We start from the raw sequence: 17,927 nt of genomic DNA on the forward strand, positions 1-17,927 counted from the left end.
CCGACCCGCCTACAGGTACGAGGGCGACTCCACACGCCCCCGGAACGTCCACCACACCAGCGCCTGCGACGCCAGCAGCAACGGCAGCACCACCACCGTCACCACCGCCGTCATCGTCAGCCCCGCACCCTCCGCCACGACCCGCGACCACTCCACCTGCACCCCGGCCACCACCGGCGCCCCCGCCATCACCAGCGCCGACAACCCGTACCGCGCCGGAACCCGCCCGGCACGCTCCGCCAGCCCCGCCGGGAGGCGCCAACGAGCGAAACCCGCACCATGCCAGGCGAACAGCGCCGCCAACGGCAACCCCGCAACGCTCCCCACACCCAGCCCGCCACCGGCCAGCACCGACCCCAGCACCGACCCCCACGCCAGCGCCAGCGCCCAACTCCCCGCCACGATCGCCGCGTCCCACACACCACGCCACGCCGCCGCGTCCACCCGGCCCCGCAGCCACAGGCCCATGTCCCGCACGACCCACCCGAACAGCAGCACCGCGAACAGCGGATACAGCTCCTCCACCAGCCCGTGCTCCAGCCCCGGGAACGCGCCCGCCACCAGGCCCGCCGCCGCCACCAGCCACACCTCGTTGCCCAGGAAGAACGGCGCGAACGACGCGATCACCAACCGCCGCTCCCGCTGGTCCCGCCCCAGCCACGGCAGCAGCATCCCCACCCCGACATCGGCGCCCGCCAGCACCAGATAGCCGGCCGAGAACACCGCCAGCAACACCACCGCGAGAGAATCCATCACCAGGCTCCAGTCAGAACGTCGGGCTCATCAACGGCGCGGCCGGCTCCGCCGGGGGAGAGGCACCCAGCCCCGCACCCTCCGGCCCCCGCCGCGCGAACCGCGCCAGCAGCCACGCGTTCACCCCGAACAGCACTGCGAACAGCACCGAGAACGCCACGAACGACACCGTGATCGCCCCCGCCCCCACACCCGGCGACAACGCGTCCCGTGTCTTCAGCACCCCGTACACCATCCACGGCTGCCGCCCCACCTCACGGAACACCCACCCCGCCAGCATCGCCACATACGGCAGCGGCACCGCCGCGATCATCAGCACGTGGAACACCCGCCCCCGCACCAGCCACCGCCCGAACGGGAACTTCACCAACGCCACCGCCGCCACCAGCAGCATCAGCAACCACGCCGTCACCATCACCGCCTCGCCGACCCCCGCCAGCACCGGCGCCCGATAGTCGTCCGGCCCGAACCGCGCCGTGAAATCCGCCACCGCGGCCGCCGCCTTGCTCCCGCCCGTCTTCGTCGGCTGCGCGTACTGGAACTGCACCCCGCCGAACACCACCACCGGCATCACCGACACCATCACCGTCAGCAACCCGATCCGCATCGACCGCCGGAAGAACTCCACCTCAGCCGTCCGCCGCAGCAGATGAAAACCACTCACCCCCGCCATGAAGAACCCCGCCGTCAGCAACCCCCCGAACAGCACATGGAAGAACGCCAGCAACGCCGTCGGATTCGCCAGCAGCGCCCCCACGTCGTCCAGCCGCGCCACACCGTCCACCATCACGAACCCCACCGGACGCTGCAGCCACCCGTTCGCCACCAGCACGAAGTACGCCGACAGATACGCCGTCAACGTCACCACCCAGATCAGCGCCAGATGCACCCACCGGTTCAGCCGATCCCACCCGAAGATCCACAACCCCAGGAACGTCGACTCCACGAAGAACGCCACGATCGTCTCCAGCGCCAACGGCGCCCCGAACACGTTCCCCGTCACCCGCGACAGCCCCGACCAGTTCAACCCGAACTGGAACTCCATCACCAACCCGGTGACGATCCCCACCGCATAGTTGATGACATACAGCTGCCCCCAGAACCGCACCATCCGCGCATGCACCGCACTGCCCGACACCACCGCACGCGTCTGCGTCAACGCCACCAGCGTCGCCAACCCGAGCGTCAGCGCCACGAACAGAAAATGCGTGCCGGCCGTCAACGCGAACTGCACCCGCGCCAGAACCAGCGGGTCCGCACCCATCAGCACACGCTCCAAGAATCGATCCGCAACGACCCCACGATCCTCGGCCCGCACCCGCCACCCGCGAATCCGGCGAGAGCGTTCAACCGCCATGCGCCTTTCGCGTACCGACCACCCGTCGCCTACGCCTCCGGATGTACACCGCCACACCGAGCCCCCAACCCCAGCACGACCGCAACCCGCAGTTAAGGCACCGCCGCTGCCCACCGCGACCCGGCGCACAGCCCGCGGCGGTGGACTGCACCACCATCACCGTCGCCCGCGCCCTGCCACCCGCCCGCTCCAGCGCCCGGTTTCGGCGAGTTGCTCGCCTACGCGCGGACCGGCGACACCCGCACATATCCGAGATGTTCCGCCGGGTGCGCGGCAACCAGCGCATCCTGGACGTTTCGACGTCCTACACGCCCGCCCGTCCCGCCCTGCGCATCCACGACGGCGCGTTCTCCACCATGGACCTCACCGCCCGCCACCCCCGCACCGGCGACTGCCGGCCACGGTCAAGTTCATGGCCCAAACCCTTGCGTCGGCCGGCGAACTCCAACGCGACCTGCAGTGGGAAATGACCTCCGACGGACTGCGCGCCGCCCAAGCCGAGGGCAACCGGCGCGGGTGCCGACACCGCCAGCGTCCGCTCCGCCTACTCCGCCGGAACCTCCATCGCCGCCCTCGCCCACCGTGCACCACCGACTCCTGGGCCGCTGCCACCCCCTCGTCGGCGCCACCGCTCAGTGCAAAGCCCACCGCGAGTACGCCAGGCGCGTCGCCCTCCCGGCCACCACACACGACCTCAGCAGAGGCACTCGCAGCTAACCGCTGGCGCCTACCGCTGATGGCTGCACTCGGCCTCCTCGCGGGCCGAACGAGCTAGGGCTTCGATTTCAGAAGCGCTAGCGGGTGTCTTCGGAATCGGCGGGGGAGAGGGTCGCGGCCCACTCTTCGGACCACCGGACGAGCGGGCGCAGCGCGCGGCGGGCGCTGTGGCCCAGCTCGGTGAGGGCGTAGGTGGTGTCCGGAAGCTGCTCGACGACGGAGGCGTCGAGCAGCTCGGTCAGCCGTTGCCGCAGCACGCTGGAGGACATGTTGTCGCAGCGCTCCTGCAACGCACGGAACCCGACCGGCCCGTCTCGCAGTTCCCAGACGATCCGCAGGTTCCACCTGCGACCGAACAGGTCGAGGGCGGCCATCAGTGGCCGGCCGGTGCTCGACCCTCGGACCGCCCGTCCCGGCCTGGGTGCCGCCATCCGTCGTACCGTCCCCTCTTGCTGCTTCGATATCCGACACACTATCGTGGATCCCATCGATTCGATTTCCGAAGCACCGAGCGAGGCTTCACCGGGACGTGAACCGGCAGCCGCGGGCGGCAGAGCCGAACCAGGCCGCATCGGCACGTCCTCACAAACGCCCGGCGCTCCGGTCTCCGGGATCGATCGATCTGAGCGTCAATTCGAAGTCGGGACACGTCCGTCCGAACACAGGAGGTTTCCATGGCCAAGGGCTACTGGGTCAGTGTCTACCCCGCCAATTCCGACCCTGAGAGGCTGACTGCCTACGACAAGCTGGCCGGTCCGGCTGTCCAGGCTGGGGGTGGGCGGGTCCTGTCCCTCCTCCCGTCCCGTGGCGGTCGAGTCGTCGCCTACGAGGCGGGAATCACGCAACGCGTCGTTCTGATCGAGTTCGACAGCTTCGAAAAGGCCGTCGCGGCATACGAGAGCGAGGCGTACCAGAAGGCGCTGGCGGCCTTCCCCGACGGCGTCGAGCGCGACTTCCGCATCATCGAAGGCATCGATTGACCGGCGGGCCCAGCCATCGCTGAGCATCCGTCACCTGATACGCACGCCACCGGCGGTGCATCATCATCCACTATCCGGTGCAGGAGGGCACCGGATGAGACAGGACGGTACGCTCCGGGACGCGTTCGGTCGGCCGTTGCGGCCAGACCCGGCTATCGGCGGACGCCGTTCGCGGCTGCCGGTTCGTTGAGCGTCAGTTGAGCGTCGAAGGTGGGCCGATGTCCTGGCCGGATGTCACGGTGGTTGATGCATGCGCGCGGCGCGACGGCCGGGGCGGTAGCCCCACGTCCGTCACCGACGACGACCCGGCGGCGACGGACGCGGACCGACGTGCGGTCGCTGCTGCGGCCGGCACCTCGCACGCGGCGTTCCTCGGCCCGGGGCGGACGCCGGACGGTGGCCGGCCGGTCCGGTTCTTCACCGCCACCGCCGAACTCTCCGGCTGCGGCCACGGCACCGTTGCCGCGCAGTCCGTCCGGTTGACCCGCACCGCGCTGGACGAACTGAACGACCGCCAACACACCGGCGGGCGCACGTTCGACACCGTCGCGATCCGACGCCCCACCGGCATCGAGGTGTGGTTCGACCAGGGCCTCGTCGCGCTGCGTCACCCGGCACCGGACGAGCGCGCCGCGATCAGCGCCGCGCTCGGGCTCACCGCGGACGATCTGCATCCGACCGACGCGCCACGGATCGCCGCGCCCGGCGCACCACGCATGCTGGTACCGGTCCACGACCGGTCGGCGCTGCTCCGGGTCCGCCCACACTTCGGCAGGCTGACAGCGGCGTGCCAGCGGTACGGGCTCCTCGGCTGTTTCGTGTACGTCCCGCCGGTGGGCGACCGGCCAGGTGCGGCGCGGATGTTCGCGCCAGCGATCGGTGTCGACGAGGACGTCGCCAACGCCAACAGCACCGGCTGCCTGGCCGCCCACCTGCTCGACGCGACAGGGGCACAGACGGTCGCGATCGAGGTGGAGCAGGGTGACACCCTCGGTCGACCGGCCAGCGTGCTCGCCTCGGCCCGACGCGGGCCGGCGGGCATCACGACCCGGGTCGGCGGGCTGGCGGTGATCCGTGACGGACCCCGAGGCGACGACTAGACCGTCCTCCCTTGCGATCCGTGAGGGGGCTGGGGCCGTCAAAACCCGGTCCGATCCTTCTCGCGGGCCAACCCGCACCCGTTAGCAGGGGAGCGGCCACCAACAGCAACCGCCGCGAGAACGCATCCGCCCACAAACCGGACGATAGCGCCAGCGCGAACGCTCTGACCGACCGGATCACCAACGACGACGAGACGGTAGCGGGGGAGTGCCCGGGCTCGGTGAACAGCACCGGGTGCAGAAGGACGAGATCCTCGAGGAACGCGTAGCCGTACAGCCTCCGCGCGAGCCGCGCCTCAGGTGAAGATCAATGTCGTCGGCGCATGCCCACACCCTGACCGGAGCGAGCCCGCCCCCCGCGCCGGGAGAACGACGGGGGAGAGGACCCGGCCGAGCACGAACATCGTCACTCTCCGTAGCGAAACCCGCTGACCTCACGCACCCGCAGGGGAGCGGCCGAAGAGCGCCAGCAAGCGCGCTTGGTCGCCCGCGTCCTCAGGGACCGCGACCTCGGGCCCCAGCATGCCCGCCTCACGACCGCCGGGCGCCATCTGCCGCGCGGTCTCCAGCGCGGGAGCGACCAGATCGGCATCGAAGACGACCGACTGCCCGGTGGCCTGGGCCAGGTCCCACGCGTGCACGAGCAGCTCCAGCGGATAACCCTCCAGCCATTCGCCCAACGTCATCTCCAGCCCGAGAGCCAACCGCACCGGAAGCGCCAGCGCCTCAGGCGTCAGCTCGGCCGTCATCCGCGCCCGCGCCTGCCGCCAGGACGCCAGCGGGTCGGCCCCGGCGACCTCGCGCCAGTCCGGATCGTCCTCAGGCAGCGGACGACCGGCGGCCCGCATCTCGACCACCAGCAGCCCGGCCGTCACATGTCCGGCCACGTCGACCGCCGCCCAGCCCTCGCACGGCGAGGGGGACAGCCACCGATCCGCGGGTGTCGCGGCCAGCACCGCCTCGAAGACGTCCAACGCGTGAACGAACCGCTCCGGCACCACCCGAACCACCTCTACTTAACATAATGTGCATTATCGACCAACGATCAGACCTGGAGGAAGCGGGGCAATCGACGCACCATGCGGCGCGTTCACGCGGTGCGCGCCGCGCGCTCGGCTAGGTCGATCCAGAAGCGATCCTCTCCGCGAGCGCGTCCGTCGTGGACGCCGCCGTTGGCGAGGATGACCCGACGGGACGGCTCGTTGTCGACGGCGCACGTCAGCAGAACGCGCTCCAGGCCGAGCCGGCGAGATTCGGCCAGTCCCGCCGCGAGCATCCGCGTGGCGTGACCTCGCCTCCGCCGCGGGAACACGACGTGATACCCGATATGCCCGCCGACCTCGGCGAGCTCCGGCGTCAGGCGATGCCGCACGATCAGCGTCCCGATGTAGTGCTCGCCCGAGACGTACCAGAACGTCGTGGACGGCACGCCCCAGCGTTCCCGGACACCGCGCCGGTGCTCCACGAACGCCTCGAAGTCCCGGTCGGCCTCGTCCAGCCAGTCCATGGGATCGCCGGTCGCCAGATGGTCGGCTTTCTCTCCGGCCAGGAACGACTCGCGCACCTCGGCCGTGGGCGGCACCAGGCGCGGCGGCTCCGCGAGATCATCCACCGGGCCAGTCTGACCCAAGTTCGGCGCCGACGGAAACGGCTCGATCCCCGGTCAGGGCGCGAAGGCCTGGGCGACGGCAAGGCTGTCCTCGTAGACGTGGTGCCGGACGACGAGACCGTCCTCGACTGTGAGGTGCAGCGCGAACCGGGCGCGATAGGCGCGCCCGGTCGGCCTGGCCGTCAACCTGATCTCGCCCAGCACCACCGCGTCATCGCCGTCCACCAGGATGCGTTCCACCTGCGTGTCCGCCTTCTCGGGCACGTGATGCTCGGCGATCTGCCGGTAGTGCGTGGCGGCATCGGCGCGACTGGCCCGGTGCCGGATCCAGGGCGTGGCGGCGCGGCCGTGCTCCGCCTCGGGCCAGTCCAGCTTCCAGTCGCTGCGCTCGGCATACATGGCGGCGATCCGCTCGGGGGCGCCTTCGCCGATCCGGCGCAGCAGCTCCTCCACGACGGCGCGCGTGCTCGTCGGCGTCCTGTGTTCGGACATGGTCGACCTCCAGTGATGTGGGTTCGGCTCGACCTCCGACCTTGCCAGCGCCAGCGATGCCGAGGCGATGACCTCCCACGTCATGGATAACGCCACCTCTCCTCCGCGCGAGGTTTCGCCCCCTTTCGCCCTTAAACCGGACAGAAGCTGGATTCTGTACGGTTTGAGAAATGCGGTCGGATCGCTGCTGCGCCGTGCGTGCGGGCCGATGAGTTTCCCGGCGCATTCGGGTCATCACCTGGGTGGGGTGTACCACCTGCCCGGAGGATGTGCCGGGTCGGCTCGGCTGCGTCACCGGCGCGGCGCCCGCCAAGGATCATGATCAAAGGATGTGACATGTTCGACCGTGAACCCGATGCCGAGCTCGGGCCCTTCTCGTCTCCGAACGCGCAGGCGACGCCGTGGGCGTCGGCCCTGGCGGTGCTCGGTGAGGCGGAGGTGTTCTGGCTTTCCACGGTGCGGCCGGACGGGCGGCCGCACGTGACGCCCTTGCTGGCGGCTTGGAGCCTGGGCGGCTTGTGCTTCACCACGGGTGGCCAGGAGCGCAAGGCGCACAATCTTGAGAACAATCCCCGGTGCGCGCTGACGACCGGCACGAATGCCCTGACCGGCGTGGACGTCGTCATTGAGGGCCTCGCGTCCGTGGTGGACGAGCGGTCGGATCGTGAACAGGCCGTCGCGGACTTCGAGCGGAAGTACGGCGCGCATCTGACCAGCCCCGAGGGCACCTGGTACGGGCTGGGCGAGGCCGTGGTCGCCGGTGATGTGAGGCTGTACCGAGTCGCGCCCACTGTCGGTTTCGCGTTCGGCAAGCTGCCGGTGGCCAGCCAGACCCGCTACACGTGGCCGAGCAGGTGACGGCGATGGCCTCACTGCAACAGAAGGTTCAGAGCGTCCTCGACGAGCTCGTTGGCACCGGAGCCGAAACGGGCCTGCAGGTGGCCGTCTACCACCGCGGCGCTCTGGTCGTCGATGCCGTCTCCGGCGTGGCGGACGGCCAGACCGGGCGCGAGGTGACCTCGGAGACCCCGTTCTTCAGCTTCTCCGCCGGCAAGGTCATGACGTCGCTCATCGCTCACCTGCTCGTCGGGTCCGGTGCCGTCGGGTACGACACGCCGGTGGTCGACCTGTGGCCGGAGTTCGGTGCCCACGGCAAGGCGGCCGCGACCTTCCGGCACGTGCTCACGCATTCGGTCGGCGTGCCGGGGATGCCTCGGGGCATCGGTCCCGGTGACCTGGCCGACTGGTCGCGGGTCTGCGCCGCGATCGCCGACGCCGAACCGCGGTGGCGGCCCGGGGCTGAGACGGGGTACCACTCGTTCACCTATGGCTTCCTGGTCGGCGAGGTCGCCCGCCGGGCCACGGGCAAGACGATGCGGCAGCTCGTGCGTGAATGGGTCACCGTGCCGCTGGGCATCGAGGGTGACCTGTATTTCGGTGTCCCCCGAACCGAGCTGGCCCGGCTGGCGCGACTCGAGGACGCCGTGCCTCCCCCGGCCTCTCCCCCGGACGTTCCGCCTGGCGGCGATGCCCTTCTTGCGCCCTGGGAGTTGCAGCCGACTGCGGCCATGGGCAACAGCCACGAGATCCTCCAGGCGGACGTCCCGTCGGTCGGCACGTTCACCGCGCGGGGAATGGCCGCCGTGAACGCCGCGGTCCTGGACGGTCGGCTCGTCGGTTCACGCCAGTTGGAGGAGTTGACGGCGGTGGCCTTCGAGGGCACCGACCGGGTCTTCGGTAATCGCGTGCGGTTGGGGCTGGGCTTTCCGCTTGGCCGCGTCGGTACCCGGCCGGATGAGACGCCTACCGCGTTCGGTTGGGTCGGTGGTGGCGGCAGCTACGTCTATGCCGAGGTGGCTACCGGTACTTCTTTCGCGTTGACCAAGACGCGTCTCACTCCCCATTTCGACACCGCGCAACGGCTCGCGGACCTGACCGCGTCGGTGCTCACCTGATGAGGTCGGTGAAGCGCAGGGCGTTGCGGACGGCGGCGCCGCCGGGGTCGTTGTTGAAGTAGACGTAGGCGTCCTGCTCTACCCCGCCGAGCTCGTCCGCCCAGCGTTGGAGGGTCTCGTCGTCGTACTCCGGCCAGGGTTCGGCGGGCCCCTCGTGCAGGCGCAGGTAGAGCCAGTCGGTCGTGCGCCATAGGGGTGTCTGCGCCTCGCCGAGGCTGTCGGCCCAGCACAGGGCGGCGCCGTGGTGTTCCAGGGCGCGGCGGGTGTGGTCCGTCCACCAGGACGGGTGGCGGGGTTCGACGGCGATGCGGACGCCTTTCGGGAAGCGGCGCAGGCATGCGGTGAGGCGGTCGGTGTCGGCCTGCAGGGTGGGTGGGAGCTGGAGCAGGACGGGGCCGAGCCGCTCCCCCAGGCCGCGGGCGGCGTTCATGAGGCGCGCGACCGGTTCCGCCGGGTCCTTGAGGCGTTTCATGTGGGTGAGGTAGCGGCTGGCTTTGACCGCCATGACGAAACCGGGTGGGGTGTCGTCGCGCCAGTGCTCGAACGTCTCGCGGGTGGGGAGGCGGTAGAAGGCGTTGTTGTTCTCGACGGTGGCGAAGGTGTCGGCGTAGTGCCGCAGCCAGTGTCGTTGGGCGAGGCCGGGCGGGTACAGGACGTCGCGCCAGTCGGTGTACTGCCATCCCGATGTGCCGATGAGCACGGGCCCCCTCCCCTGTCCGGTGGACGCGTGCGGGTGGTCATACCCGTTTTCGGTGGGGTTCCAGGGCGCGGATGTAGTCGACGAGGCGGACGCCGATCTCGAAGGGGATGTCGGGGCCGGTGAGGTCGGTGTCGGGCCAGGTCTCGGAGATGCGGCGCCAGGTGGTGCGGCCGAGGAAGGGGCCGGTGCGGGGGTCGTCGCCGAGGTCGGCGCGCCATGCGGGTTCGGTGGTGAGCAGGTGGGTGAGGGCGGCCTGGTTGTCGGGTTCGGCGGGGTGTTCGGCGTGGAAGCCGATCTCGATGGCGTGGTGGTGTGCGCCGGGGGCGAGTGCGGCGGGGATGATCTGGGCTTCGTAGTGCTCGCGCTGGGGTGCGGGGTCGCCGAACCAGACTTTGACGCCGTTGTGGCGGACGTGGAGGTGGGGGTGGCCGAGGCGGGGTGGGGTGGAGCCGCGGACGATCTCGCTGATCTGGTCGAACAGTGCCCGGTCCCCCATGTTGTCGATCTTACGGGGGTTCTGTCGGTGGCGGGGGGTAGCGTCCGGCGGGTGCGTCCTGCCGATGTTCAGCGTGTGTCCGTGGCCGAGTGTGTGGATCGTTATGCGGAGATGGTGCGTGCGAAGGCGTCGACGGGTGCGCTGGCGCCGGCGTCGGCGGAGGTGTACGTGCGGGACGTGGTGACGTTCGCGGCGCTGGCGGGTGAGGGTCGGGTGCTGGACGATCTGACGGGCGAGGACGTGGATGAGGTTCTGCTCAGGTTCGCGCGCAAGCCCGATGAGCGGCGGCGTCGGGGGGCGCGGCCCGTGGTGGCGGGGGGTGCGCCGTTGCAGAGTGCGGCGTCGCAGGCGCGGTTCCGGCGTTCGGTGTCGGCGTTCTTCCGGCATGCGGTGGTGGCGGGGTGGGTGCAGTTGAATCCGATGCAGGCGGTGACGGTGCGGCCGAAGCAGCGGGGTGGGTTGCGGGCGGAGCGGCGTGCGTTGACGGTGGAGCAGGCGGAGGGGTTGCTGGGGGCGGCGCGTGGGCTGGCGGAGGAGCCGGAGGCGGGTGCCGGTGGGGCGGGGGCGCGGCGGCGTGCGGATCAGCGGACGGAGTTGCGGGACGGGCTGGTCGTGTTGCTGCTGGCGGCGGTGGGGCCGCGGGTGTCGGAGTTGACGGGGGCGAATGTGGAGGATTTCTTCGTCAACGGGGGGACGCGGTATTGGCGGATCTTCGGTAAGGGTGGGCGGACGCGGGACGTGCCGCTCCCCCGTCCGGTGGCGGAGGTGCTGGACGCGTATCTGGCGGAGGGGCGGGGGCTGCTGGATCGGGGGCGGGAGCCGAAGGCGTTGCTGTTGTCGTGGCGGGGGCGGCGGTTGGCGCGGGGTGATGTGCAGGGTGTGATCGATCGGGTGCTGGAGCGGGTGGACGGGGGGCGGCGGCGGAGTGTGACGCCGCATGGGTTGCGGCATACGACGGCGACGCATCTGCTGGCGGCGGCGACGGACATGGATGCGGTGCGGCGGGTGCTGGGGCATGCGGATCTGTCGACGTTGGGCCGGTATCGGGATGAGCTTCCGGGTGAGTTGGAGGCGGCGATGCGGGTGCATCCGCTGCTGGGTCCGGTGGAGGGCCGGCGGGGTGGTTGAGGTGGGGCGGTTCTCATCCTTGGTCGATGACGCGCACGGTCGGTGAACGCAGGCGGCGTGGTTCGGTGGGGAGGGTGTCGCGGGCGTGGTTCCTGATGGTGATCAGCTGGTCGTCCCAGTGGGCGTCGCGGAGTTCGGTGTCCGTCATGCTGAGGCCGTCGGGGTGGTGTCCGATGGCGGCGAGGTGGCCGAGGTGGCCCCAGGCGAGCCGTTCGACTTTCCAGCCGGGCCAGGTGGTTTCCATCTGTGCGATGAGCCCTGGCGGGATGGTGTCGGTGGTCCAGTAGCGCAGGCGGCGGGCGGGTAGGTCGATGACCGCGCCGTCGGTCACGGCGTCTTCGGCTGCCAGGGGGAAGGGTGCGCTGGCGGCCAGGGTGGTGGGGAGGGATTCCCCGTGGTGTGCCAGTAGCGGGGCGATGGTGTTGGTCAGTTGCCAGTGGGTGAGGGTCGCGTCGGCGGTGATGACGCTGATGAGGCAGGTGGCGTGGGCGAAGGCGTCGGCGATCAGTTCGTCGTGGCGGACTGTGATCTGGTGGGCGTCCGGGTCCCAGTCGACGAACCAGTAGTCGCGTGATGCCAGGTTCATCTCTACGGCCTCGGTCTTTGCCGGTTCGGGTGGGAGTCCGGGGAAGAGCAGGCGGCGGAGTTCGTCGTCTCCGCCCCAGGCGTGGGCGACGTCCCAGCCTTCCCAGCCCGGTGTCGCCGCCAGGCGCAGGGCCATGCTTTCGCGGTGGCTGACGCCCGCGGACGGCATGTTCAAGGCGCAGCTGTAGAACCGGTACCGGCGTGTGGGCAGGTCGAGGGCGATGCCTTGGCAGGACCGTGCCGTTTTCGGTGCCCCGTCGACGGGTCTGCCGTCGGTCAGGATCCGTTTCACGAGGTCGGCGCGGTCGTCGGCCCCTGTGAGGTGCCACCGGCCGTACTTCTCGTCCATCTCCCGGTGGGAGCCGTCGTCGAGGCGGAGGAGGTAGGCGGTCCAGCATCCCATGCGCGAACAGTACTGATCGTGGGCGTACTGGATCTGGTGGGCGCCGGACCGCGCCGCTCCCCCGCCCGTTCGGGTCAGGTTTCGAGGTAGGCGGCGAGGTGTTCGCCGGTGAGGGTGGAGCGGGCGGAGGCGAGCTGTGCCGGGGTGCCTTCGAAGACGATGCGGCCTCCGTCGTGGCCGGCGCCGGGGCCGAGGTCGATGATCCAGTCGGCGTGGGCCATGACGGCCTGGTGGTGCTCGATGACGATGACGGACTTGCCGGAGTCGACGAGGCGGTCGAGGAGGCCGAGGAGGTGTTCGACGTCGGCGAGGTGGAGGCCGGCGGTGGGTTCGTCGAGGACGTAGACGCCGCCGTCCTCGGCCATGTGGGTGGCGAGTTTGAGGCGTTGGCGTTCGCCGCCGGACAGGGTGGTGAGGGGCTGGCCGAGGGTGAGGTAGCCGAGGCCGACGTCGGCGAGGCGGCGCAGGACGCGGTGGGCGGCGGGTGTGCGGGCGTCGCCGGTGGCGAAGAACTGTTCGGCCTGGTCGACGGGCATGGCGAGGACGTCGCTGATGTTCTTGCCGCCGATGGTGTAGTCGAGGACGTCGGCCTGGAAGCGCTTGCCTTCGCATTCCTCGCAGGTGGTGGCGACGCCGGCCATCATGGCGAGGTCGGTGTAGATGACGCCCGCGCCGTTGCAGGTGGGGCAGGCGCCTTCGGAGTTGGCGCTGAACAGTCCGGGTTTGACGCCGTTGGCCTTGGCGAAGGCCTTGCGGATGGGGTCGAGCAGGCCGGTGTAGGTGGCGGGGTTGCTGCGGCGGGATCCGCGGATGGGGCTCTGGTCGATGGAGACGACGCCGGCGCCCTTGGGGATGGAGCTGTGGATGAGGGAGCTCTTGCCGGAGCCGGCGACGCCGGTGACGGTGACGAGGACTCCGAGGGGTATGTCGACGTCGACGTCGTGGAGGTTGTGGGCGTTGGCGCCGCGGATCTGCAGGGTTCCGGTGGGGGTTCGCAGGTCGGTTTTGAGGGGGGTCCGGTCGTCGTAGTGGCGGCCGGTGGTGGTGCCGCTGGTGCGCAGGCCGTCGACGGTGCCTTCGAAGCAGATGGTGCCGCCCGCGGTGCCGGCGGCCGGGCCGATGTCGACGACGTGGTCGGCGATGGCGATGGTCTCGGGTTCGTGTTCGACGACCAGGACGGTGTTGCCCTTGTCGCGCAGGCGCAGGAGGAGGTCGTTCATGCGCTGGACGTCGTGGGGGTGCAGGCCCATGGTGGGTTCGTCGAAGACGTAGGTGACGTCGGTGAGGGAGGACCCGAGGTGGCGGATCATCTTGGTGCGTTGTGCCTCGCCGCCGGACAGGGTGCCGGAGGGGCGGTCGAGGGAGAGGTAGCCGAGGCCGATCTCGACGAAGGAGTCGAGGGTGTCGCCGAGGGCTTTGAGGAGGGGGGCGACGGTGGGTTCGTCGAGGGCGCGGACCCAGGTGGCGAGGTCGCTGATCTGCATGGCGCAGGCGTCGGCGATGCTGATGCCGTTGATCTTCGATGAGCGGGCGGTGTCGCTGAGGCGGGTGCCGCCGCAGTCGGGGCAGGGGGTGGTGGTGACGGCGCGGTCGACGAAGGCGCGGATGTGGGGTTGCATCGAGGCGCGGTCTTTGCTGAGGACGGATTTCTGGATTTTGGGGATGAGGCCTTCGTAGGTGACGTTGACGCCTTCGACCTTGACCTTGGTGGGTTCTTTGTGGAGGAGGTCGTGGAGTTCGGTGGGGGTGTAGTCGCGGATGGGCTTGTCGGGGTCGAAGTAGCCGCAGCCGCGGAAGATGCGGCCGTACCAGCCGTCCATGCTGTGGCCGGGGACGGTGAGGGCGCCCTGGTTGAGGGAGAGGGTGTCGTCGTAGAGGGCGGTCAGGTCGAAGTCGTTGGTGGTGCCGGTGCCTTCGCAGTGGGGGCACATGCCGCCGGTGACGTTGAAGCTGCGGCGTTCTTTGACGGTCTTCCCGGCGCGTTCGAAGGCGACGGCGCCGGATCCGCTGATGGAGGCGACGTTGAAGGAGTAGGCCTGGGGTGAGCCGATGCGGGGTTCGGCGAGGCGGCTGTACAGGATGCGCAGCATGGCGTTGGCGTCGGTGGCGGTGCCGACGGTGGAGCGGGCGTCGCCGCCCATGCGCTGCTGGTCGACGATGATGGCGGTGGTGAGGCCTTCGAGGACGTCGACGTCGGGGCGGGCGAGGGTGGGCATGAAGCCCTGGACGAAGGCGCTGTAGGTCTCGTTGATCATGCGTTGGGATTCGGCGGCGATGGTGCCGAAGACCAGGGAGCTCTTGCCGGAGCCGGAGACGCCGGTGAACACGGTGAGGCGGCGCTTGGGGAGCGTGACGTCGACGTCCTTGAGGTTGTTCACGCGTGCGCCGTGCACGCGGATCAGGTCGTGGCTGTCGGCGGCGTGGGGCGCGGGCGGGTGGGCGTCCGTGCTCGTGGCCCTGCTCATCGTGTCGTGTCTCCCTGGGTGGGGCGCGTGGCGGTGGCACCTGTCTACCCGATCGTGGGTGCGGGCGGGGTGCCGTGGGGTTTCAGGTTAGGGGTGGGGTGTCGGTGGGGGCTTCTCGATTCCTGATCGGTCTGGTGACCTGTTTTTCCAGGCAGGACGGTACGCCGACGGCGGTGCCGGAGGAGGTGGGTCCTGCGGCGTGGGCCGCTTGGCGGCGGTAGGCGCCGGGGGGCGTGCCGACGAGTTCGGTGAAGCGGGTGGTGAAGGTGCCCAGGGAGGAGCAGCCGACGGCGAAGCACACTTCGGTGACGCTGAGGTCGCCGCGGCGCAGCAGGGCCATGGCGCGTTCGATGCGGCGCGTCATCAGGTAGGAGTAGGGCGATTCTCCGTAGGCCTGGCGGAACTGGCGGCTGAGGTGGCCGGCGGAGATGTTGGCGCCGCGTGCGAGTGCCTCGACGTCCAGGGGTTGGGCGTAGTCGCGGTCGATGCGGTCGCGGACGCGGCGCAGCAGCGCGAGGTCGCGCAGGTGGTGCTGGTCGGCGGGTCTGCTGGTCACGTGGGTGATCGTGCCATGGGTGGCGGGGTCGGGGGTGCGGTGGGGCGGGTCTTGTCGTCCCGCTCCCCCAGGTCAGCGGCCGTGTGCGGGGTGGTGGGGCGGGGTGTTCAGGTGGTGTGGAGGGTGCGGGCGAGGGTGTAGGCGGCGTGGAGGTCGGTGCCGCGGTAGTCGAGGGCGGCGATTCCGGCGAGGTGGTGGTCGGCGTTGACGGCGACGGTGTTGGTGAGGTGGCGGAACAGGGGCGCGTCGGACATGGAGTCGCCGTAGGCGGTGCACTGGTCGGTGGTGAGCCGGTGGCGGGCGAGGAGGTCGTCGGCGATGCGGACCTTGTCGGCGGGGGTGAGGATTCCGGTGGGGTCGAGGGTGCCGGTGAAGGGCATCGGGGGGAAGCGGGAGGCGACGACGTCGTCGAAGCCGTGGTCGAGGAGGTGGTGGGCGAAGAAGTCGGGCGACATGGTGATGACGGCGGAGTGCTCGCCGCGGGCGCGGATGTCGGCGCAGACGTCGGTGATGCGGGTGAGCCAGGTGGCGGCGCGGTAGGCGGCGGCGACGACGGCGGGGGTGAGGTGGCGCCACAGGCGGTGGATCTCGGTGGAGAAGCCGCGGGTGTCGAGTGTGCCGGCGGCGAAGCGGGCTTCGAGGTCGTGGAGTTCGGGGAGGGTGCCGAGGTGGCGGGCTATCTCGAGGTTGGCGGTGGTGCCGGTGAGCAGGGTGCCGTCCATGTCGAATATGTGCAGGTGTCCCACAGGGTGTGAAGTGTGGTGGAAGCGGCGCCGGGACGCCAAGTCGTTTCCTTCGGGGGGGGCGGGGTGCGGGGTGTGGCCGGGTGGGAGGTCGGGTGGTGCGGGGGTCGTCCTCGGGGGTGAGGGCGTGGTGGTCCTTGGCTCCTGTGGGGGTGGGCTCCTCCCCTGCCGAAAGTCGGGGGTGAACGGGGTCTTACGCGGGATCCGCCGGGTGGTGGCGCTTCCTTAGCGTCGTGGCCATGGACGGACTCATGGGTGTGGTGGACACGGCGGTGACGTCGCCGTGGTTCTATCTGGCGCTGTTCGCGGTGGCGTTTCTCGACGGGTTCTTCCCGGTGGTGCCGAGCGAGAGCATGGTGATCACCGCGGGGGTGTACGCGGCGTCGGGGCGGCCGGAGCTGGTGCCGGTGGTGGCGCTGGCGGCGGCGGGCGCGTTCCTGGGCGATCATGTGTCGTATCTGGTAGGGCGCCGGGCGGGCGGGCGGCTGGTGCGGGGGGCGCGGCCCGGGACGCGGCGGCATGCGGCGTTCGGATGGGCGCGGCGGACGATGGCCGAGCGGGGCGGGCTGATCCTGGTGGTGGCGCGGTACGTGCCGGGCGGGCGGACGGCGGTGACGCTGACGATGGGCGCGGTGGGGTACCGGTTGCGGTCGTTCTCGCTGTTCGCGGCGGTGGCGGCGGTGTCGTGGGCTCTGTACGGGGCGTTGCTGGGGTATGTGGGCGGTGTGGCGTTCGAGGACGAGCCGCTGAAGGGCGTGGCGGTCGGGCTCGGGTTGGCGCTGGGGGTGACGGGGGCGGTGGAGGCCGTGCGGTTCGCGCGGCGGCGCCGGCGCGGAGCCCGGGATCGCGAGGACTCCGTGGAGGGGGCTGGGGTGATGGGGTCGGGGCAGGGGCCGGGCGAGCGGAGGCCGGCCGCACGAGTGGGGCCAATGCCCGGCGAGTGATCCCCCTAAGGTGAAAGGGTTGTCCTCCTATGGCCGGAAGGTGAACATCAGCGGGTTTTTCGGTGTCTGACAGATGACGGGCACGGGGCCGCTGCGAGCGTGAGGGAGAGCATGGGAGCGCCGGATTTCAGCGCCGATCTGTACCGGGAGATCACCGAGTTCGCGCAGGGCACGCCCTCGTGGGTGCACGAGGCGGCGGACGTGGGCACGGACGCGGGGCTGCTGCTGTTCGCGGTGCTGTTCGTGGTGGGCTGGTGGCGGGCCCGGGGCCTGGAGGCGCGGGCGATGGGGCTGGCGCTGGCGGCGCCGTTCGCGGTGGTGTCGGCGTATCTGGTGAGCGAGGTGTCCAAGAGCTTCATCCAGGAGGAGCGGCCGTGCCGCGCGGTGGCGGGCGCGGTGCACATCGCGGCGTGCCCGGCGCAGGGTGACTGGTCGTTCCCGAGCAACCACGCGACGATCGCGGCGGCGTCGGCGGCGGCGATCGTGGTGGCGTGGCGGGCGATGGCGCCGCTGGTGCTGCCGCTGGCGGCGCTGATGGCGTTCTCGCGGGTGTTCGTGGGCGTGCACTACCCGCATGATGTGGCGGCGGGGTTCCTGGTGGGCGTGGTGGTGGCGCCGGCGGCGGCGCTGGTGCTGGTGCTGGCGGCGCGGCCGCTGGTGGAGGCGCTGCGGGGGTGGGCGGCGGGTGCCGTGCTGCTGGGGGCGGGTCCGTCGGCGCCGGAGGGCCCGGGTCTCGGGGTGCCGCTCGGGACGCCGCGGCCCGCGGTCGCAGGGGCGCCGATGATGGGCGCGTCCGCTCCGCTGGACGACGCGTCGGTGACGATGCCGGACGTGATGGGCGGGGTGCCGCCGCAGCGGGGTCCTGTGCGGTAGGGGGTCCTCGGGCCGGGCGGGTTCTCGCGGGCCGTCCCGGGTGGTGCTGTGGCGCCGCCCGGGGCGGCCCG

Annotated in this window: 19 protein-coding genes; 7 read left to right on the forward strand and 12 right to left on the reverse strand. The window is 70.8% G+C overall.

What is annotated here, in order from left to right:
* Positions 1 to 9 precede the first annotated feature (9 nt).
* The 3 genes from AB0C84_RS22320 to AB0C84_RS22330 all read right to left on the reverse strand — a co-directional run bounded on the left by AB0C84_RS22320 (position 10) and on the right by AB0C84_RS22330 (position 3,258).
* Positions 10 to 753: a cytochrome d ubiquinol oxidase subunit II gene (locus tag AB0C84_RS22320; protein WP_179848995.1), complete on the reverse strand. Its 744-nt coding sequence runs from the start codon at positions 751 to 753 to the stop codon at positions 10 to 12.
* Between the two features lie 13 nt (positions 754 to 766).
* A complete protein-coding gene (locus tag AB0C84_RS22325; RefSeq protein ID WP_361069559.1) occupies positions 767 to 2,023 on the reverse strand; it encodes a cytochrome ubiquinol oxidase subunit I in 1,257 nt (418 codons plus the stop codon).
* 881 nt (positions 2,024 to 2,904) lie between these two features.
* Entirely contained in the window at positions 2,905 to 3,258 is a 354-nt protein-coding gene (locus AB0C84_RS22330; RefSeq protein ID WP_361069394.1) for a helix-turn-helix domain-containing protein, read from the reverse strand.
* 243 nt (positions 3,259 to 3,501) lie between these two features.
* On the opposite strand from AB0C84_RS22330, the gene AB0C84_RS22335 reads away from it, so the two are divergent.
* Positions 3,502 to 3,807 (forward strand): DUF1330 domain-containing protein, encoded by a 306-nt coding sequence (locus AB0C84_RS22335; RefSeq protein WP_361069397.1) that lies wholly within the window; start codon positions 3,502 to 3,504, stop codon positions 3,805 to 3,807.
* A 218-nt stretch (positions 3,808 to 4,025) separates the two neighbouring features.
* Entirely contained in the window at positions 4,026 to 4,907 is an 882-nt protein-coding gene (locus AB0C84_RS22340; RefSeq protein WP_361069400.1) for a PhzF family phenazine biosynthesis isomerase, read from the forward strand.
* 434 nt (positions 4,908 to 5,341) lie between these two features.
* Here AB0C84_RS22340 and AB0C84_RS22345 read toward each other — a convergent pair whose 3' ends face one another.
* The 3 genes from AB0C84_RS22345 to AB0C84_RS22355 form a co-directional block, all read right to left on the reverse strand.
* On the reverse strand, positions 5,342 to 5,917 hold the full coding sequence (locus AB0C84_RS22345; protein WP_361069403.1) for a TIGR03086 family metal-binding protein: 576 nt from the start codon (positions 5,915 to 5,917) through the stop codon (positions 5,342 to 5,344).
* 80 nt (positions 5,918 to 5,997) lie between these two features.
* Positions 5,998 to 6,519, reverse strand: coding sequence for a GNAT family N-acetyltransferase (locus AB0C84_RS22350; protein WP_361069406.1), 522 nt, complete (start codon positions 6,517 to 6,519; stop codon positions 5,998 to 6,000).
* A gap of 51 nt (positions 6,520 to 6,570) precedes the next feature.
* Positions 6,571 to 7,008, reverse strand: a complete 438-nt coding sequence (locus tag AB0C84_RS22355; protein ID WP_361069409.1) for a nuclear transport factor 2 family protein — start codon at positions 7,006 to 7,008, stop codon at positions 6,571 to 6,573.
* A gap of 336 nt (positions 7,009 to 7,344) precedes the next feature.
* On the opposite strand from AB0C84_RS22355, the gene AB0C84_RS22360 reads away from it, so the two are divergent.
* Together AB0C84_RS22360 and AB0C84_RS22365 are read left to right on the forward strand one after the other, a co-directional pair.
* Positions 7,345 to 7,866 carry a pyridoxamine 5'-phosphate oxidase family protein gene (locus tag AB0C84_RS22360; RefSeq protein ID WP_361069412.1) on the forward strand — a complete coding sequence of 174 codons (522 nt, stop codon included), beginning with the start codon at positions 7,345 to 7,347 and terminating at the stop codon, positions 7,864 to 7,866.
* Positions 7,851 to 8,963, forward strand: coding sequence for a serine hydrolase domain-containing protein (locus AB0C84_RS22365; protein WP_361069415.1), 1,113 nt, complete (start codon positions 7,851 to 7,853; stop codon positions 8,961 to 8,963). The genes AB0C84_RS22360 and AB0C84_RS22365 overlap by 16 nt, the downstream gene beginning before the upstream one ends.
* Here the strand turns inward: AB0C84_RS22365 and AB0C84_RS22370 are convergent.
* Together AB0C84_RS22370 and AB0C84_RS22375 are read right to left on the reverse strand one after the other, a co-directional pair.
* On the reverse strand, positions 8,956 to 9,663 hold the full coding sequence (locus tag AB0C84_RS22370; RefSeq protein ID WP_361069418.1) for a DUF72 domain-containing protein: 708 nt from the start codon (positions 9,661 to 9,663) through the stop codon (positions 8,956 to 8,958). The two genes, AB0C84_RS22365 and AB0C84_RS22370, sit on opposite strands and share 8 nt — an antisense overlap.
* Positions 9,664 to 9,700: 37 nt before the next feature.
* Positions 9,701 to 10,159, reverse strand: a complete 459-nt coding sequence (locus tag AB0C84_RS22375; protein WP_361069422.1) for a hypothetical protein — start codon at positions 10,157 to 10,159, stop codon at positions 9,701 to 9,703.
* Positions 10,160 to 10,240: 81 nt separating this feature from the next.
* Between AB0C84_RS22375 and AB0C84_RS22380 the strand changes: the two genes are divergently transcribed.
* A complete protein-coding gene (locus AB0C84_RS22380) occupies positions 10,241 to 11,287 on the forward strand; it encodes a tyrosine-type recombinase/integrase (RefSeq protein WP_308206475.1) in 1,047 nt (348 codons plus the stop codon).
* 13 nt (positions 11,288 to 11,300) lie between these two features.
* Here the strand turns inward: AB0C84_RS22380 and AB0C84_RS22385 are convergent, their stop codons facing one another.
* From AB0C84_RS22385 to AB0C84_RS22400, 4 genes are all read right to left on the reverse strand, one after another.
* Positions 11,301 to 12,275: a hypothetical protein gene (locus AB0C84_RS22385; RefSeq protein ID WP_361069426.1), complete on the reverse strand. Its 975-nt coding sequence runs from the start codon at positions 12,273 to 12,275 to the stop codon at positions 11,301 to 11,303.
* 74 nt (positions 12,276 to 12,349) lie between these two features.
* On the reverse strand, positions 12,350 to 14,740 hold the full coding sequence (locus tag AB0C84_RS22390) for an excinuclease ABC subunit UvrA (protein ID WP_361069429.1): 2,391 nt from the start codon (positions 14,738 to 14,740) through the stop codon (positions 12,350 to 12,352).
* A gap of 82 nt (positions 14,741 to 14,822) precedes the next feature.
* A complete protein-coding gene (locus tag AB0C84_RS22395) occupies positions 14,823 to 15,296 on the reverse strand; it encodes a helix-turn-helix transcriptional regulator (RefSeq protein ID WP_338743336.1) in 474 nt (157 codons plus the stop codon).
* Between the two features lie 107 nt (positions 15,297 to 15,403).
* Positions 15,404 to 16,042, reverse strand: coding sequence for an HAD-IB family phosphatase (locus tag AB0C84_RS22400; RefSeq protein ID WP_361069432.1), 639 nt, complete (start codon positions 16,040 to 16,042; stop codon positions 15,404 to 15,406).
* Positions 16,043 to 16,278: 236 nt separating this feature from the next.
* Here AB0C84_RS22400 and AB0C84_RS22405 point away from each other — a divergent pair, with 236 nt between their 5' ends.
* Positions 16,279 to 16,983: a DedA family protein gene (locus AB0C84_RS22405; RefSeq protein WP_361069435.1), complete on the forward strand. Its 705-nt coding sequence runs from the start codon at positions 16,279 to 16,281 to the stop codon at positions 16,981 to 16,983.
* A 111-nt stretch (positions 16,984 to 17,094) separates the two neighbouring features.
* Positions 17,095 to 17,856 carry a phosphatase PAP2 family protein gene (locus AB0C84_RS22410; protein ID WP_361069438.1) on the forward strand — a complete coding sequence of 254 codons (762 nt, stop codon included), beginning with the start codon at positions 17,095 to 17,097 and terminating at the stop codon, positions 17,854 to 17,856.
* The last annotated feature ends 71 nt before the right edge of the window (positions 17,857 to 17,927 follow it).

It is taken from the genome of Actinomadura sp. NPDC048955 (genome assembly GCF_040649435.1).
In the GTDB taxonomy this organism is placed as follows: Bacteria; Actinomycetota; Actinomycetes; order Streptosporangiales; family Streptosporangiaceae; genus Spirillospora; species Spirillospora luteofluorescens.

Bases quoted from the DNA above. Each gene is read 5' to 3' on its own strand.
- AB0C84_RS22320 (WP_179848995.1), bottom strand. From the start codon at position 753: ATGGATTCTCTCGCGGTGGTGTTGCTGGCGGTGTTCTCGGCCGGCTAT.
- AB0C84_RS22330 (WP_361069394.1), bottom strand. From the start codon at position 3,258: ATGGCGGCACCCAGGCCGGGACGGGCGGTCCGAGGGTCGAGCACCGGC.
- AB0C84_RS22335 (WP_361069397.1), top strand. From the start codon at position 3,502: ATGGCCAAGGGCTACTGGGTCAGTGTCTACCCCGCCAATTCCGACCCT.
- AB0C84_RS22340 (WP_361069400.1), top strand. From the start codon at position 4,026: ATGTCCTGGCCGGATGTCACGGTGGTTGATGCATGCGCGCGGCGCGAC.
- AB0C84_RS22355 (WP_361069409.1), bottom strand. From the start codon at position 7,008: ATGTCCGAACACAGGACGCCGACGAGCACGCGCGCCGTCGTGGAGGAG.
- AB0C84_RS22360 (WP_361069412.1), top strand. From the start codon at position 7,345: ATGTTCGACCGTGAACCCGATGCCGAGCTCGGGCCCTTCTCGTCTCCG.
- AB0C84_RS22375 (WP_361069422.1), bottom strand. From the start codon at position 10,159: ATGGGGGACCGGGCACTGTTCGACCAGATCAGCGAGATCGTCCGCGGC.
- AB0C84_RS22385 (WP_361069426.1), bottom strand. From the start codon at position 12,275: ATGGGATGCTGGACCGCCTACCTCCTCCGCCTCGACGACGGCTCCCAC.
- AB0C84_RS22390 (WP_361069429.1), bottom strand. From the start codon at position 14,740: ATGAGCAGGGCCACGAGCACGGACGCCCACCCGCCCGCGCCCCACGCC.
- AB0C84_RS22405 (WP_361069435.1), top strand. From the start codon at position 16,279: ATGGACGGACTCATGGGTGTGGTGGACACGGCGGTGACGTCGCCGTGG.
- AB0C84_RS22410 (WP_361069438.1), top strand. From the start codon at position 17,095: ATGGGAGCGCCGGATTTCAGCGCCGATCTGTACCGGGAGATCACCGAG.